At 35.7% G+C, this 18202-nt stretch carries 12 protein-coding genes, 1 pseudogene and 1 riboswitch; of the genes and pseudogenes, 5 read left to right on the top strand and 8 right to left on the bottom strand.

Annotated elements, in window-relative coordinates:
• Positions 1–13: 13 nt before the first annotated feature.
• Both leuS and bamD read right to left on the bottom strand, forming a co-directional pair.
• Complete coding sequence (gene leuS, locus J3U56_RS02605; protein WP_267333072.1) at positions 14–2596, bottom strand: leucine--tRNA ligase; 2583 nt, start codon at positions 2594–2596, stop codon at positions 14–16.
• A gap of 282 nt (positions 2597–2878) precedes the next feature.
• A pseudogene (gene bamD, locus J3U56_RS02600) lies at positions 2879–3601 on the bottom strand (outer membrane protein assembly factor BamD); the annotation flags it as partial.
• Positions 3602–3694: 93 nt separating this feature from the next.
• Between bamD and rluD the strand changes: the two are divergent.
• On the top strand, positions 3695–4669 hold the full coding sequence (rluD, locus tag J3U56_RS02595; protein WP_267347947.1) for a 23S rRNA pseudouridine(1911/1915/1917) synthase RluD: 975 nt from the start codon (positions 3695–3697) through the stop codon (positions 4667–4669).
• A 13-nt stretch (positions 4670–4682) separates the two neighbouring features.
• A complete protein-coding gene (gene pgeF, locus J3U56_RS02590; protein WP_416379558.1) occupies positions 4683–5453 on the top strand; it encodes a peptidoglycan editing factor PgeF in 771 nt (256 codons plus the stop codon).
• Positions 5454–5926: 473 nt separating this feature from the next.
• Here the strand turns inward: pgeF and J3U56_RS02585 are convergent, their stop codons facing one another.
• Together J3U56_RS02585 and queD are read right to left on the bottom strand one after the other, a co-directional pair.
• The gene (locus J3U56_RS02585) at positions 5927–6541 is read right to left on the bottom strand and encodes a 7-carboxy-7-deazaguanine synthase QueE (RefSeq protein WP_267333069.1); all 615 of its coding nucleotides are present in this window, start codon (positions 6539–6541) and stop codon (positions 5927–5929) included.
• Positions 6538–6966, bottom strand: a complete 429-nt coding sequence (gene queD, locus J3U56_RS02580; protein WP_267333068.1) for a 6-carboxytetrahydropterin synthase QueD — start codon at positions 6964–6966, stop codon at positions 6538–6540. Before queD ends, J3U56_RS02585 begins: the two co-directional genes overlap by 4 nt.
• A 2-nt stretch (positions 6967–6968) precedes the next feature.
• A riboswitch (PreQ1 riboswitch) is annotated at positions 6969–7014 on the bottom strand.
• Positions 7015–7775: 761 nt separating this feature from the next.
• Between queD and clpB the strand changes: the two genes are divergently transcribed.
• Both clpB and J3U56_RS02570 read left to right on the top strand, forming a co-directional pair.
• Complete coding sequence (gene clpB, locus J3U56_RS02575; RefSeq protein ID WP_267343859.1) at positions 7776–10346, top strand: ATP-dependent chaperone ClpB; 2571 nt, start codon at positions 7776–7778, stop codon at positions 10344–10346.
• 883 nt (positions 10347–11229) lie between these two features.
• Positions 11230–12033 carry a Cof-type HAD-IIB family hydrolase gene (locus J3U56_RS02570; RefSeq protein ID WP_267366601.1) on the top strand — a complete coding sequence of 268 codons (804 nt, stop codon included), beginning with the start codon at positions 11230–11232 and terminating at the stop codon, positions 12031–12033.
• A gap of 37 nt (positions 12034–12070) precedes the next feature.
• On the opposite strand, the gene J3U56_RS02565 is transcribed toward J3U56_RS02570, so the two are convergent.
• Together J3U56_RS02565 and J3U56_RS02560 are read right to left on the bottom strand one after the other, a co-directional pair.
• On the bottom strand, positions 12071–12832 hold the full coding sequence (locus tag J3U56_RS02565) for a DeoR/GlpR family DNA-binding transcription regulator (protein WP_267366599.1): 762 nt from the start codon (positions 12830–12832) through the stop codon (positions 12071–12073).
• Entirely contained in the window at positions 12825–13925 is a 1101-nt protein-coding gene (locus J3U56_RS02560) for a hypothetical protein (RefSeq protein ID WP_267366597.1), read from the bottom strand. The genes J3U56_RS02565 and J3U56_RS02560 overlap by 8 nt, the downstream gene beginning before the upstream one ends.
• Positions 13926–14397: 472 nt before the next feature.
• Between J3U56_RS02560 and J3U56_RS02555 the strand changes: the two genes are divergently transcribed.
• Positions 14398–16011 (top strand): hypothetical protein, encoded by a 1614-nt coding sequence (locus J3U56_RS02555; RefSeq protein WP_267366595.1) that lies wholly within the window; start codon positions 14398–14400, stop codon positions 16009–16011.
• Positions 16012–16742: 731 nt separating this feature from the next.
• Here the strand turns inward: J3U56_RS02555 and J3U56_RS02550 are convergent.
• Entirely contained in the window at positions 16743–17282 is a 540-nt protein-coding gene (locus J3U56_RS02550) for a methylated-DNA--[protein]-cysteine S-methyltransferase (protein ID WP_267366593.1), read from the bottom strand.
• A gap of 145 nt (positions 17283–17427) precedes the next feature.
• Positions 17428–18183, bottom strand: coding sequence for a histidine phosphatase family protein (locus J3U56_RS02545; RefSeq protein WP_267333061.1), 756 nt, complete (start codon positions 18181–18183; stop codon positions 17428–17430).
• Positions 18184–18202: the final 19 nt, after the last annotated feature.

Genomic DNA, 18202 nt, shown 5'->3' with positions numbered 1-18202 from the left:
AATTTTAACAGTATCAACCAACAACAAGATTTAATAATTTACCCGGCACATAAATAACTTTACGAATAGTAACGTCCGCTAAGTATTTTTGGATATTCGGTTCTTGTTTTGCTTGCGCCAATACCAAATCTTGATCAGCATCAGCAGGAACGGTAAACTTACCACGTACTTTACCATTAATTTGCACAACAATCAGTTTTTCATCTTCGACCATGGCTGACTCTTCAGCTATAGGCCATGTTGTATTATCAATTGTTTCACTATGACCTAAAGCTTGCCACATGACAAAACAAGCATGAGGCATCATTGGGTAAAGTAAACGAACAATCGCATTTAAAGCTTCATCCATAAGCGCATGGTCTTGTGCTGATTCTTGTGGTGCTTTTTGCAAACGATTCATAAACTCCATTACCGCAGCGATAGCAGTATTGAAGGTTTGACGACGACCAATATCATCACTGACCTTAGCAATTGTCTTATGTAATTCACGTCTTAATGCTTTTTGATCGGCATTTAAAGCATTAACGTCAAGTTTATCCACACTGCCTTTTTGTGCGTGTTCATAAACTAAACGCCAAACACGTTTTATAAAGCGATTGGCACCTTCAACGCCAGACTCTTGCCATTCAAGGGTCATCTCAGCCGGTGAGGCAAACATCATAAACAAACGTACAGTATCGGCGCCATATTTTTCGACCATTTCTTGCGGATCAATACCGTTATTTTTTGATTTAGACATTTTAGTCATACCGGCATGCACCAGCTCATTACCTTTGCTATCTACCGCTTTCACAATACGACCTTTTTCATCACGTTCGATTGTGACCTCAGTTGGCGATACCCAAATACGTTCATTGGTTGGGCTGGTATAATAAAACGCATCAGCTAACACCATACCTTGGCAAAGCAAACGCTTAGCCGGTTCATCTGATGATACTAGACCAAAATCACGCATTAACTTATGGAAGAATCTAAAATAAAGTAAATGCATAATGGCATGTTCAATACCCCCTACATATTGATCGACTGGCAACCAATAATTGGCAGCTTTTTCGTCCAACATGCCTTTGTCATAATGTGGGCAAGTATAACGAGCATAATACCAAGATGATTCCATAAACGTATCAAAGGTATCCGTTTCACGCAATGCTGGTTGTCCATTTACCGTGGTTTTTGCCCAATTAGGATCGGCTTTAATTGGACTGGTAATACCGTTCATTTCAACATTTTCTGGTAAAATAACTGGCAGCTGATCTTCTGGTGTAGGAATTGTGGTGCCATCTTCAAGTGTCACCATTGGAATTGGTGCACCCCAATAACGTTGGCGAGAAACCCCCCAATCACGTAGGCGGTAATTAACTTTACGTTCACCAATACCTAACGCTATGAGTTTATCGGCAATAGCATTAAACGCTTGTTCAAAATCAAGGCCATTAAACTCACCCGAATTAAACAATATACCATGTTGAGTATACGCATTTTCGGAAAGATCCGGCGCATTGCCATCTTGATCTAAAATTACCGGTTTAATTGGCAAATTATATTTACTTGCAAACTCATAATCGCGTTCATCATGGCCAGGTACTGCCATTACTGCACCGGTTCCATATTCGATTAAAACAAAATTAGCAATCCAAACTGGAACTTTATCGCCTGTTAATGGATGAATAGCAAAAAATCCTGTCGCCATGCCTTTCTTTTCCATGGTCGCCATATCGGCTTCGGCAGTTTTAGTATTTTTGCATTCAGCAATAAATTCAGCAATTTTGGTGTTATTTTGGGCTGCTAATTGCGCTAGTGGGTGTTCGGCCGCAACAGACACAAAACTCACACCCATTAATGTATCTGGCCGCGTAGTATAAACTCGTAACTTATCAGCATAGTTTTCAACCGCAAAATCAAACTCTACACCTTCAGAGCGGCCAATCCAGTTACGTTGCATGGTTTTAACTTGTTCTGGCCAGTTTTCTAATGTATCTAAATCGTTAAGTAACTCTTCGGCATAATTAGTAATTTTAATAAACCATTGTGGGATCTCTTTGCGTTCAACGGGGGTATTACAGCGCCAACAGCAACCTTCAACCACCTGTTCATTAGCAAGGACGGTCTGATCGTTCGGACACCAGTTAACAGCGGATGTTTTTTTATAGACTAAACCTTTTTCAAATAGTTTAGTAAAAAACCACTGTTCCCATTTGTAGTATTCAGGACGGCAGGTTGTCACTTCGCGATCCCAATCATAACCAAACCCTAATAACTGTAGTTGCTTTTTCATGTAAGCAATATTTTCATAGGTCCATTTAGCCGGTGCAGTGTTATTTTTCACTGCCGCACCTTCTGCCGGTAAACCGAAAGCATCCCAACCAATAGGTTGTAAAACATTTTTGCCATTTAAACGTTGATAGCGTGAAATAGTATCACCGATAGTATAGTTTCGAACATGACCAAGGTGTAACCGCCCTGATGGGTAAGGTAACATTGATAAGCAGTAATACTTTTCTTTTGAGGGATCTTCGGTAACATGGAATGTTTTATTTTCTTGCCAATGTTGTTGAACTTTGGCTTCAATCTCATCGGGGCGATATTGTTCTTGCATGACGAATTAATGTCCTATCTATTATTGCTAATAAAAATAATTTGCTAATTGTATTGGTTATTGTCACGTTTTACAAACGATATGTGAATGTATGAATAGATTTATTAAAGGGGATAATTTAGGCAACTCATTAATAATGATTAACAAACAGAGTAATTGCTAGCTGATAATCTTAGTGATGGGCGGGTAATTATCCCGCCTCTTACGGCTTTAGTTACCATTAAATACGCTGGTTAAGCGTGATAAAAATGAGCGCTGTTCTTCTTTAGGCATGTTTTCAAGATTTGCTTGTATAAGCGTATCGGTTTTTTGTGTTTCATTAGTCAAGCCTAGTTCATTATAGGCATCGCGCATTAACAGTAGACCTTGTTTAGTTGAATCCGTATCCGGAAATAACGCAATCATTTGGCTAACACGATTAATAACCGCAACATAAGCACCGCGCTGAGTATAATATTCCGCTATTTTAAGTTGGTATCTTGACAGTCTATTTTTCAAAAATACCAAACGTTTTTGTGCATCAGCGGCGTAAATACTGGTTGGAAAACTTGAAACCAGATAAGTAAAATCTTTAAAAGCAGCGGTAGCAAAGTCAGGATCTCGGTCTGAACGATCAACATTGAACCAACCTTGGATCATATTGTTGTCTTGAGCCATATTGGCTAAACCACGCATATAAATAACCCAATCGATATTAGGATGAGTCGGGTTTAATTTTAAAAATCGGTCAACCGACGCGATAACTAATGGGAAATTAGCAGATTTATAATAAGCATAAATTAAATCAAGTTGCACTTGTTGTGAATAAGGACCAAATGGATAATTTTTATCCATTGCCTCTAATATAGTGATACTGGATTTTATGTTACCACTTTCTAGCTCGGTTTGAGCTTTGTTGTGGAGTTCTAATTCTGATACATTTTCAACATCAGGCTTTGTTGTTGTGCAGCCAATTAACATGCCACTTAAAGCAATTGCTAACAAAGAGTGTAAACGTAGTTTCATTCAGTTCTCAATCCAAAATATAAATAAACATTAAAGTCTATGAATAGTATATAATACTCTAAAACATATCAGCTTAAAATAGATAAATTACATATGCTCGAGTTAAAATTATCAACAGAAATAGAACAAACACAACTCGGAATGCGTTTAGATCAAGCGTTATCCGAGCTTTTTCCTGATTATTCACGTTCAAGAATAAAAGAGTGGATTGTGAATAATAAAGTGACAGTCAACGGTATTATTGTTAATAAGCCTAAAGAAAAAGTATTAGGCGGCGAAAAAATTACCATTAGTGCAGAAATTGAGCAAGAAACATATCATCAACCTGAAAATATCAAATTGAATATTGTTTATGAAGATGATGATATTTTAGTTATTAATAAACCGCGTGATTTAGTTGTCCATCCTGGTGCGGGCAATCCTAATGGTACCGTATTAAATGCATTACTCTATCATTATCCAGAAATAGCACGAGTTCCGCGCGCCGGTATTGTCCATCGCTTAGATAAAGATACCACCGGTTTAATGGTCGTTGCCAAAACAATCATTGCACAAACACATTTAGTTGAATCGTTGCAATTACGTGAAATTACGCGGGAATATGAAGCCGTTGCCATGGGCATTATTACCGCAGGTGGGACGATTGATGAGCCGATTACACGTCATCCAACAAAACGAACACACATGGCGGTATTTCCAACGGGTAAACCCGCTGTTACTCACTATCGGGTAATGGAAAAATATCGGCTCCATACGCGCTTACGTTTAAGACTCGAGACGGGACGCACACACCAAATACGTGTGCATATGGCTCATATTGCTCATCCACTAGTTGGTGATCCTCTATATGGTGGACGACCAAGACCACCAAAAGGTGCAAGCGAATCATTTATACAAACTTTACGCGATTTTGATAGACAAGCCTTACATGCTGCTATGTTACGGCTATTTCATCCTATTACTGGGGAGCAGATGGAATGGCATGCACCTATCCCAGAGGATATGGAAAAGTTAATTGTAGCGCTTCAAGACGATACCCAACAACATAAAGATGAATTAGATTGGTGAGGTGAGCATCATGATTAAATCGATTTCTCCTTATTGGCCAGCCCCGAAAAACATACGGGCATTTACCACCACTCGAAAGGGTGGGGTAAGCCTAGCGCCTTTTGAAAGTTTAAATTTGGGCAGTCGCACTGGTGATGATTTAGATCATGTTGCGGAAAATTGTCGGCGATTAATCAAAGCAGAACAGATTCCCAGTGAACCTTATTGGTTAAATCAAACGCATAGTACAGTTGCATTAGATATTACTGAAGTGGAATTGCAACCGGCTATCGGCATGATTGCTAATGATAGATTTGAAGCTGATGCGTCGTATACTCGGCAGGCTAAGCAGGTAAGCGTGGTGTTGACAGCTGATTGTATGCCAGTACTGTTTTGCTCGGTTAATGGCGATGAAGTTGCAGCGGCTCATGCTGGTTGGCGTGGACTTTGCAATGGAATTTTAGAACAAACTATTAAAAAGTTTTCATGTCCTAAAAATCAAATCCTCGCTTGGATGGGACCGGCTATTAGTGCAAAAAAATTCGAAGTAGGCGGTGAAGTGAAAGCACAATTTGAAGCAATTGATCCTCAAGCTGAACAGGCTTTTACATTGATTAACCAAACAGAACAAAAATACCTTGCTGACCTCTATTTAATCGCCAGACAAAGATTAACTGCCATGGGAATAAATAAGATTTTTGGTGGTAATTTCTGCACTTTTACTGAACAGGATTTATTCTTCTCTTATCGTCGTGAAAACAGAACCGGTAGAATGGCATCGATGATTTGGTTTGAAAATCCATAACCATCCCAGTTTTTCAAAAGCGGCAACATTCTGAAAAATTATAATAATAAGGTATTAACTAGATAGATGAAATTTGATAATCCTCAGCCAAAAACACGATAACAATTACAACAGAATTTCAAATCTGAAGATGTTTTTATGATTACCGAAAGCCCAATTGCTTTTAGCTTTTTTTAAACAAGATTGGCGATGAGCGTAAACTATTTGCCTTATTTTTTTAAATAGGATGACGTTTAAGTGTGCTCATTAGCAGCAACCGTTTTAGCACATACAGCCAGGGCAAATCACACATTGGATAAAAAAATCGACAAAGTTTTAATAGAAAACTTGCTGACTCAGTCGTTAGTCGTTGCGTGCAAAATGCATTCGATGCTATCGAAATCTTTTGTAACAAAGTTTTTTAATCAATACTGAAAACTCAAGCAATACTACATTTATTTCATTGAGTTAAATAATTAAAAATAATTCATTCATCATTCGATATTTGCAAATTTATGAGTTTGAATACTAAGTAACCATTTATTCTCGCTACGCTGTTGATTTATTTTGCCGAGTAATTCAATGGTTTCAAACATGTTAAATTCACCATTTTTTTCACAAGGTGATAGATAGTAACGTTTGGCTTTGATATGTTTTTCAATATAGCGGCAAAAAGGTAAAAATTCAGGGTGGTTTTCTGCCACAATTCGCACTTCATCTGCGGTGGATTGAACAATTTTTTGATAGCGTGTTTGATAACAGAACTTCGGGCTTAAGGCAATATAATCGATTAATGAATCGACTTTACCTAAACCATTACTTTCAATTGCAATAAAATAATTAGCTTGCTTAAGTGGTGCTAACAATTCGGCTAATGCTTTTACCATTGTTGGTTCGCCACCAGTAATAATAATATTTTTACTTTGGTAACTTTTTACTTTAGCTAATATGTCCGCTAACGTATATCGTGTAAATTGACGGAAATTGGTATCACACCACTGGCAATTTAAATTGCAACCAGCAAAGCGAATAAAAATAGCTGGCATGCCTGTATTATAACCTTCGCCCTGTAGAGATTCGAAGATTTCAACAATGCGAAACTCTGTCATTTTTCGCCCCGATGATATTCACAATAAGAAGTGGGTGTTTCCCATAATTTAATCATCGAAACGGGTAGGTACTGTGACAAACAATCAAAAATAAATTTACTCATTGCTTCGGCTGTCGTCCGACAAGGAAAAGCAAAAGTTTTTCGATTCATTTCGTGTAATAAAGCCGCGATGCGACACTCATTTTCATTGTTTTGATTATAAAGGTAAGCGTGATCGAGTGGATCAACAATATGTTGCGTGACTGTTGCCTTTAGATCTGCGTAATCCATCACCATATCAGCACTTGAACCATCGGCAATAAGGTTACCACTAATCTCAACCAATAATTTATAAGTATGGCCATGAAGGTTGTGACATTTTTTATTATGCCCATCTAACATATGACAAGCATCAAATTGAAACTCTTTAGCTATTTTAAACATGTTAAATCCTAGTTTTTTTTCGTGGGATGGGTTACGAACCACGGTTAGATAATCTAACAACATTGGGGAAGCTAATATAAAATATTCCTAGTGTTTTGTCATTTAAAATCATTATTTTGAATAAACATGGTAATGATTATATTTTTTATATTAGGTAAGTAACTTAAATAATATTAGCAATATAGATGCCCCAACATTTTGTTGGGCAATTTAAAATTAATTGCCAAATCTCGTCAAACTTTATAAAAAATAGCGCTAAATTATACTTGGGTTAAAATTAAAGCGCTCATACATCAGTACATAAAATTCTATTTTAGAATTGAGGTTAGCTTTATGTTGTCGTATCAATAATTGATGTATCGAACGATTGTGGTGTTTTGTCTATTTGGTTAATTGGCGAAGATGTATCAAGTCGCATAGATTTTAATCTCGCTTTGCTTAATGATGATTATTCCTTTCTATACATTTTGAATTATTTTATGATAGTAATAATTCATGAAAATTGATGCGGCTGTAATGGTACAGCTAATCAACAAATTTTAAGACCAAATCTAGCCAGCTAAACGAATAATATTAACGTTTATTACTCAATTTTTTTAGTGTTTTCTTAGCTCGCAACTGGCGGTGAATGAGGTTATTTTTATTCGAAAGTAATTTCATGATTTTTAACTTTTACTTTGATTTTAATCATATAAAAAAATTTTTTTGTAGCTCTTGAAATTTACTCTTCCACACTTATTTAGTGATCATGCAAATGGTTTAAATGTTTTATGCATTTATACCAAATTTATTGCTCAGGAGAGAATAATATGAGGTTAGATAAACTCACTAACAAGTTTCAACAAGCTTTAGCTGATGCACAATCATTAGCATTAGGTAAAGATAATCAATATATAGAGCCGGTACATGTGTTATCAGCAATGCTTAATCAGGAAGGTAGCAGTGTCAAACCATTATTGGCAGCAGCGGGAGCGAATGTTGCTGCTTTGCAACAAGAATTAACCCAAGCAATTGATCGATTGCCACAAGTACAAGGTGTGGGTGGTGAAGTATTGCCTTCACAAGAGTTTGTTCGTGTATTAAATCTTTGTGACAAATTAGCGCAAAAAAATGGCGATAGTTATATTTCGTCAGAACTATTTATATTAGCTGCTTTAGAAGAAAAAGGCAGTTTAGGTGATATTCTTAAAAAATCCGGTGTTACAAAAGACAGATTAAATCAGGCCGTCAGTCAAATAAGAGGAAGTGATAACGTGAACGATGCCAGTGCAGAAGATCAACGCGGTGCGTTGAAAAAATATACTATCGATTTAACCGAGCGTGCTGAACAAGGCAAACTCGACCCTGTGATTGGGCGCGATGAAGAAATCCGTCGTACAATTCAAGTATTACAGCGTCGTACTAAAAATAACCCGGTGTTAATCGGTGAACCTGGCGTGGGTAAAACCGCTATTGTCGAAGGACTTGCACAGCGCATTGTAAACCGTGAAGTACCTGAAGGTTTACGTAATAAACGTGTGTTGTCTTTAGATATGGGCGCATTAATTGCGGGTGCCAAATACCGTGGTGAATTTGAAGAACGTTTAAAAGCCGTTTTAAAAGATTTAGCCAAAGAAGAAGGGCGCATCATTTTATTCATTGATGAAATTCATACCATGGTTGGTGCAGGTAAAAGCGATGGTGCAATGGATGCAGGTAATATGTTAAAACCAGCATTAGCCCGCGGTGAATTACATTGCGTTGGTGCGACTACCTTAGATGAGTATCGTCAATATATTGAAAAAGATCCCGCTTTAGAGCGTCGATTCCAAAAAGTCTACGTGGCTGAACCAACTGTTGAAGATACTATTGCTATATTGCGTGGTTTGAAAGAACGTTATGAATTGCATCACCATGTACAAATTACAGATCCAGCAATTGTGGCAGCAGCTACATTATCACATCGTTATATTTCCGATCGTATGCTTCCAGATAAAGCGATCGATTTAATTGATGAAGCTGCATCCAGTATTCGTATGCAAATGGATTCAAAACCGGAATCATTAGATCGACTTGAACGCCGTATTATTCAGCTTAAACTTGAGCAACAAGCGCTTAAGAAAGAGTCTGATGATGCAAGTAAAAAACGACTTGAGATGCTAAACGATGAACTTGCTGAGAAAGAAAAAGAGTATGCGTCACTTGAAGAAGAGTGGAAGTCAGAGAAGGCTGCTGTTTCGGGTACTCAGACAATCAAAGCTGAGTTGGAAAAAGCACGTACTGAAATAGAACAAGCGCGCCGAGCTGGTGATCTTAATAAAATGTCTGAGTTACAATACGGCAAGATCCCTGAACTGGAAAAGAAATTGGCATCGGCAACACAGCTAGAAGGCAAAACCATGAAGTTATTGCGTAATAAAGTTACCGATAATGAAATTGCTGAAGTGCTTTCTAAATCAACGGGTATTCCTGTTTCAAGGATGCTTGAAAGTGAGAAAGATAAATTACTGCATATGGAAGATGCACTACATAAACGCGTGATTGGTCAAGACGAAGCCGTTGTTGCGGTAGCGAATGCAATTCGTCGTAGCCGAGCAGGACTTTCTGACCCGAATAAACCAATTGGATCTTTTTTATTCTTAGGACCAACTGGGGTAGGTAAAACTGAGCTTTGTAAATCATTAGCTAACTTTATGTTTGATAGTGAAGATGCCATGGTCAGAATTGATATGTCCGAGTTTATGGAAAAACACTCTGTGGCACGTTTAATTGGCGCACCTCCGGGATATGTAGGATATGAAGAGGGCGGTTATTTGACCGAAGCGGTAAGACGTCGTCCTTATTCTGTCATTTTATTGGATGAAGTCGAAAAAGCGCATCCGGATGTCTTTAATATTTTATTACAAGTATTAGATGATGGACGCTTAACCGATGGGCAAGGACGCACTGTTGATTTCCGAAACACAGTGATTATTATGACATCTAACTTAGGTTCAGATTTGATACAAGGTCATGTTGAATTAAGTTATGACGAAATGAAAGCATTAGTAATGACTGTTGTAACAAAACACTTTAGACCAGAATTTATCAATCGTATTGATGAAACAGTGGTATTCCATCCACTTGGTCAAGAAAATATCAAAGCGATAGCTAGAATTCAATTGGCTAATGTGGAAAAACGTTTGGATGAACGCGGTTATCAATTGGATATCTCTGATGCAGCGTTAGAGCAACTTGCTAAAGTTGGTTTTGACCCAATTTATGGTGCAAGACCATTAAAACGTGCAATTCAACAAGAGATTGAAAACCCATTAGCACAACAAATCCTATCTGGTAAACTTGTGCCAGGTAAAACCATTCATTTGGATTTAGTGGGTGATAACATTGAAGCTAAACAATAATCAATTTTGATTATTGTTGAAAATAATACAATGTGAGCATATAAAAAGCCTGAGATTATTTTCAGGCTTTTTTATTTATCAATTAATCATTATTGTTGAAAATAATTGAATTAAAGAGGACTGACTTGAAAAAATCTGAGGGTATATTCAGGCTCTTTTAATTTATCCTCTAAACGCATGCTTGATTCATCAATACAAGTATCACTATCTTTAAAAAAATTACCTGAGAACTTAACCTTCTGCCTTTTCTTTAAATTTGAAACTGTATCAAATAAACGGTGTAGCAGGTTTAATTAATGTCTTATGAAACGAATCTGAAATGGTTTATTCTAAATAGTAATATAAAAATTTTTTGCTATTTTAATTTTCAAAATACCACGAGTATTTGATTTAGAGGTAATAGATTATTGTTCCTATCGATGCTTTGACTGTTAAAAGGGTGACATTGATATACAGTTGTTCTGTTTTTTTCAATTAAAGCACTATTTTTTTGCCTATTATTATCCGTTTTGGGGGTTGATTAATAACCCCTAAACAAGCATTGATAAGTGCGGTTTGATTAACGGAATAGGGAAGTATCGATTCAGGATCTTTTCTATAATTAGCTATTTTATTGGTTGTTGATGCTCGATGTTGATGCTTTTTATATGGCGGGTGATAATTGGATTTCCACTAACTTTTATGACATTCTTCGTTGTTTATTAATGCTCAGCATCTTAGTAATTAATCTTGAATTTATTAATCATTTTGTAAAAGACTTGTTTGAGTGTGTTTTGATAAAGCTCAAAGCAAAAGTATTATTTAATCTTGCTAAATCCATCACAAAGCATCATACTAAATCATATTGATAAAATCTTCATTATTAGCATGAAAGGAAAAATATATGATTAAATTAATTATCAGTGATTTAGACGGGACTTTTTTAAACGAACAAGGTGATTACGATCGTAAACTGTTTGCTAAAGTGTATAAGCAAATGGCAAATGAGAATGTCCATTTTGTTGCGTGTACAGGTAAACAGTGTGAGCGGGTCGAGGAACTCTTTGGCGATTATAGTCAACATATTTGGATCGTTGGCGACAGTGCTACAGCGATTAAATTTAATGAAGAATTTGTCTATCGTTCCTTTTTAGCCAATGATTTAGGACAACGTATTATCAAAACATTGGAACAAGCCAGCACCGATCATGTCATCATTGCCTGTACAGCAAAAGGGGCAGTGATTCGATCGGATTTACCAGCAAGATTAAAACAAAAAGTTCGTGGTTCTTATGCTTCCATTATTGAAGTTGATGAACTGAGTTCAATTTCTGATGATTTTATTAAAATCACGGTCTATGATGAAACAGGTCAATGCCCTCAAACGCGTATGCATTTAACCCCTTATGAGGATAATGTCTATATTGTTGTATCAGAAGCAAATTGGATTGATATTACCGATTATGATGTACATAAAGGTACAACTATCAAGAAATTACAACAAATGCTTAATGTAACTGCACACGAAACTATGGCATTCGGTGATGGTTATAACGATATTGAATTGTTAGAACAAGCGGAATATAGTTTTGCCATGCGTAATGCATTTGAAGAAACGAAAGCAAAGGCAAATTTTATAACGGGCTATAATACTGACAGTGCCGTTCTAAAAACAATTCAATTGCTATTAAATCTACAAGCAAAATAGCTAAAAAAGAGATTTGGTCGACCTTAGAGCGAATCTATTAGGCGACCTCTATTTGTAAATCAACCTGCTCAAAACCTTCAATTTTAGTTTCTCGACTGACGACAATGATATCGAGATCTTCACACCTTGCCACTTTATAACGAGCTATTTGTAACATTTTATCGGCTATTACAGCGGCGACAACTTCATTACTTTGGGCAATTACCTCTTTTTTAAAACAAGCATCTTCATAATAAACTGCACTTAATCCAGCTTGTGGATCAAGTCCACACACACCGATAAATGTTTGATCAAAGACCATGTTACGGATCTGATTTACCGTATCTGCACCCAGGGTGCTGCCGGTTTGCGGATTTACTTTTCCACCAAGTAAAATAAGCTCCCCCTGAGTTCGACTACTAAGTAGTGAAGCGATTTGGGGGGAATTTGTCACAATAGTTAACTCAATATTTGTAGGAATATAACTTGCCATTGTCAAATAGGTTGAACCTGCGTCAATAAAAATACAAGAATTGGCTTTGATGAGTTGAGCGCATCGTTTAGCAACCGATGACTTTTCACTAACGCTTTGTGTCATTCTGGTTTCAAAGCTTGCAGATTGTTTTAATTGACTGACCGCACCACCATAAACACGTTTGCAGATACCATTACGTGCAAGTTTTTGTAAATCGCGGCGAATTGTATGTTCTGATACACCAAGTAATTTAATTAAATCGGCATTGACTACTCGACCTTTGTCTTGTAACAGCTGCTGAATATAAGATTGCCGTTGCTCAGGAAAAGCATCATAATCAATCATCTATCACTCCATCAATTAATTTACCTTTATCCCACGCCATATTCTTGTACAGTATATTATCTTCACCAATTACATTTGGATTTTCACGATTAATATTATTGCGGTTTAGTAAACAGGCATTATATTCGGCATCTAAACAATTTCGTTGGGTTTTGTTGTCAATATTGATGATTTGACAACGATTTTTTACAAAAATATATTGATAGTTTTTGTATTGATAAACACTTTCTATTTTAGTCTGGACCCTTTGTTGTTTATCATCCAGGTCATAACAATTTTTGCTACCTATGGCGGATTTGTCTTTGGGATTAAATTCTATATTGCTCCCCCATAAATGGGTTGGTGTAAATGCTCCCTTATCATTAATATAATAATCCAAGTTATCACCTTGCCTTGAACGGTATTTTTTAATAGCTAAATCAAGTATTCCATCAAAATTGATATCTTGTAAGTCGATGCTCATAAAACCATTATCACTATAGTTTAAATTTTCGATTTTTTGTAATAACTGATGGTTATTTTTCGCATAAACATTAATGCCAACTAACTTAATTTTATCCATTTTTTGTTTAGAAAAGACGGCAGTAAAATAGTGATGATCAGTTGACGCTAATTGTAATAATTCAACATTAGTAAATTGCGTATTACTGTCTTTATCTATCACTAATTGTTGAGAAAGTTTTACCGGATAGTGTTGATTATTACTGCCATTAAACCAATAACCCTCTAATGTTTGATTTAACAATGTTGTTTCTTGATTTTGTGTTAGGTGAATATCATTAAAGATAAAATAATGACTTTGTTTTTTGGCTTTTATTTGTTGATTGTCAGGATCGATATAGAGATCGTGTGCATCATAAAGTTCTAAATTGGTTTGATGAGTTAACTGTGAGCAGGAATTATTTAATTCACATCCATAGTTTAATTTATGTTGTATCTGTTTAGGATCATCATCATAAACCCAAAAAGCTTGACTTATCGGCTCTAGATATAAAGTCATTTGTTTATCTGCTATATTACCTTTATAAACATAGATAGTGCTAAATGCCGGTGAGGATACCATCAATAATAAAAGTAATATTATTTTTTTCATGCTTTTCATCTCTTAAACAATGTTGATTATGTAACATTCCTTATAATAGGGTTATTAAGGAAGACGTTTTCATCAACATATTACAATCTAATTTAATAATTGTAATGTAAATCTGCTTTTATGCAAAAGGGTATAAACTAAATGAATTTATCTATATTTCAACTTAAAATCATTTTTTTAAATTTTTTTATTATGTTATCTCTGAATCTATCAAAGATAGTATTAAAATTAAACGTCTAGTGTAAAGACAAATGTCACTTTATTTGAGTGATAACTTAACAATTCTTTACTGAAAAGCTCATTACAAACTCAATTAACTATTCTAATATATTACGCTAAAAGTACTTTAGTATAAATTGGTACTAAAGGTTTAGAGCAAAATTAATTGATGATTAAATTAAACTCAATCATATGAATTTTAAAGAAAAAATTTAGATATTCACTACAAGGATTGGTAAAAATATGTTAAAATGTGGTCTTAATCGGGCATCGGGCATCGGGCATCGGGCATCGGGCATCGGGCATCGGGCATCGGGCATCGGGCATCGGGCATCGGGCATTATTAGATAGTCTAGTTACAACAAGTCATCGCGTCAGTGGATTATCCTCGCACTTATTGTCTTTTATCTCTTTTTTCACATTTTTCACATTTTTAAAATTTTTATATTTCCTTAAACACTTTTCGAGCATTATTTCGTTAAATAATTTATATGTAAAAGATTATTTTAAATTAATTCAATCGACATTAGCGCAATGTTCTTTATTGATATTTTTTATTTTATTAACGACTCATACCGCTCAAGCATTAAGTACAACGACAGCGAAAGCGATAGAAGGCAGTGCGCCGGAAGTGATAAATATCGATTTGGCAGCGAATAAGCAAGGATTTACGGTTAATGGTGTTTTTTACAGTGAAGCAAGCAACAATATCAAGGGTGATGTAATTAAGGAATTTAGTGGTGAGTTAAGCCCTGCTGATTTTATCGTTAAGAATTTTTACTATAATTCATTGGATAACACATTAAATTATGCGGATAAAGATGGTGATGGGATAGATACATCAAAGCCGTTTTTACTCTCATTTACCAGTAAACAGTGGTATGACGGTAATGGAAAATTAATTACAGATATTAGTAAAACGATGGGATGCGGAAGTGGTTATCCGATGCCATTAACGCTTGAAATAACAACACAAGTAAAGACCTATTCTAAATATGGTATCCCTCGGGAAAGTGATTATGTGCCAATAGTAAAACGTTATCAAATTTCTTCTAAACCTCTACTTTGTTATGCTAAACCTAATGCAACAATTGTTAACAAATCTAATCAATGGATTAGTTATAATGCCGATGGCAGTGGTGAAGCTTGGAATGATGTTAATCGTACCAGTCGTCATCCGATTCACGGTGGTGGTTTTACGGCAGATTATGTTCCAGATATGGGATTTAAGGTCAATCCTACTGTATCGAAAGCGACGTTTCCAACAACTGGTTTTCCTGGCGCTAAGTTTCAGTTAGTTATGTCAGGTGCACAAACTGATTATAGTTATAGTATCACAGCTAACCCTGGTGGGCAGGTTTCGGTTGATCCGCAAGGATTTGTTAAAATCAAAGATAAACCGACTGGTAATGTAACAGTAAGTATTGTCACCAAAAGAGATAACTCCAAAGTTTTTACTTATACCTTTAATCCAACAAGTATTTGGATAATTCCACAAGGTAGTAATTATATGGATTTTGAGAGTGCAAAAAATCGATGTGGTGGCATCCAAAATATACCGGCTATTTCAGTGTTTACTAATTCACCACAAAATAATATAGCGCCTAATGTTGATTGGGATACCAGTATGAACACCTTTACACGGGCGATAGGACAAGGCGTGTTCCCAGAATGGGGATTTACAAATTTTGCTGCTTATCCGGATTCGCAATGGGGTAACTTTGTACAAGCTTTGGATGGAAAAGCATTCTATTGGACATCTAGTGTTCATCTTACTGGTAGTTATATGTTTGTTGCTGATGCAAGAGCAGGTAATGTAAATACTTATTCTGTTACTTATCAACATTTAGTTGCCTGTAAAGGCTAAATAATTTTTACAATAGTATATTTGATCGTATTATGATGGTTAGTGCCATCTACTAATGGGCTATGCAACTTACAAGGGTAAGAAAAAACGCATTGTGATGATTATATTATTAGAGAGAAAACAAAATTTTGTCTTGTCGCTAAGCGACAAGCAAAATTTTTTAAAATGAATGCATAAAAAATAAACAGATAACGGTGCTTTATTGATAACTTAGCAACAGTTAAAAGATACTTCAGTTGAGCGTAAATAATAATTATAGATAACTGTGCTAAACAGATAAATTTTTTAACTTAATTCACTTAAATTTATATTGGAATTAATCGCTAACTTTTTATCATTTTCATAAAAAACGACATGAGTTAAGTGAATTACAGCCATCTATTTACCAATAAATCTTACATATTTAACCAGTTAAACGACTAGGTAAATTTACACTGTAGGTTATATAGTCATGTTGTTCATTAAGTTATGTATGATAAAAGTAGCGTATTGATAAATAATAAAATATTTATGCTGATTTTTTAATCTGTAAGTGGGATTTTTAGTTAAGCGTTTACCAAAATAAATCAAGGCAATGTCTAACAGCAAAGCGCTTAAAAAACACCATAATCTTTAAGCAATCACCACGATAAATGAATGATAATTTGCTAGATAACGGTTATTTTTTCAACCATTAAAAATGGATCAGTGTAGTCATCTGATTTACTTTTAGTCGATTATTATTTTAACTTTTAAAGGGCTGTACCTTTACGGGGTGTAAAAAATTGTGTCATATCTAAGCCTTCTATTTCAAGTAGTTTAATTTTTTTATCTATGCCACCAGCATAACCGGTTAAATTACCATTGGCACCAACAACTCGATGACAGGGGATAATAATGGATATAGGGTTATGGCCAACCGCACCGCCAACGGCTTGGCTTGACATGCTAGCCTTATTAGTTTGTAGTGCAATTTGTTTGGCTATATTGCCATAGGTGATTACTTGCCCGTAAGGGATCTGACACAAAATTTGCCAGACTAAGTGTTGAAAAGGGGTACCTTGTGGCGCGAGATCAAGTTGCTTAATGTTAGGTTTTTTCCCTGCAAAATAATCATCAAGCCATTTTTTTGTCTGATTAAAGATGGGTAGGTTTGCATGATATTGTTTTTCTGCTTTGAGAATGGTACCGAAATATTTTTGTCCTTCAATCCAAACGCCAACTAATTTATTTTGTTGACTTGCTAGACTGATTGAGCCCATAGGTGATTGGTATTGAGATAGATAAAACATGCTGACCTTTTTAATGTTATCACTTGAAATAATTGATTAATTGTGCAGGTTTATTGTAACAGATTCTATCATTTTTTTAATTGCAAAAAGTATCTTGAGTTAAAGATGCCCCAATGTTGAGGGGGCATCTTTTAACTGTTAGATATTATTGTTTGCCTTTTTCGACATAACTCATATCACCTAAACTTTCAACAATAAATTTGCCATCATCGGTATAACGAATTTTAGTTACACTTGCATTACCTAAACCTGCGGTTATCGGTTTATCTAACAGCTCTTCAACCATTGCCATAATTGCCAAACCATGCGATACGACTAAAACGTTACCGCCACCTTGTGCTTTGGCTGATTCTGCAATCATTTTTAATGATTCTTGCATGCGAGTTTTTACTTTATTATAGTCTTCTGCTTCTCCTGATTTTTCAACAGCAGCAATCGCGTCGATCATTTTTTTAAGTGTTACTTTACCTTTTGCTAAATCGTCCATAAGATCTTTATCAGATGCGTAACCTAAATGTTTTGCTGCCGGATTCCACATATTAGGGTCAAGATCACCTTCATATTCGCCAAAGCAATTTTCCCGTAATCCTTCCATTTCGTTTATTTGCACTGGCACTCCTTTTGTTTCGAGAATGATACGTGCAGTTTGCCTTGCTCGTCCTAAATCACTAGAATAGACCGAAATAAAATCAACATCTTTTAACCCTCGACCAAGTTGCTGAGCAACGTCAATACCAGGTTTGGTTAATGGGGTATCAGACCACCCCTGAACACGATGTACATTATTGAACATGGTTTTACCATGTCGAGTAACATAAAGATAGACATCTTGAGCGAAAGCATTTGTTATCGTAAAAAGAAATACCAATAACAAACTTGAAGATTTTATTAATGTTTTCATAAAAAGTACCTCATAGTGT

It is taken from the genome of Gilliamella sp. B2824, from assembly GCF_026536245.1.
Taxonomy (GTDB): domain Bacteria; phylum Pseudomonadota; class Gammaproteobacteria; order Enterobacterales; family Orbaceae; genus Gilliamella.
The sequence above is the reverse complement of the archived record's forward strand: the minus strand, read 5'-3'. Positions and strand labels throughout refer to the sequence as shown.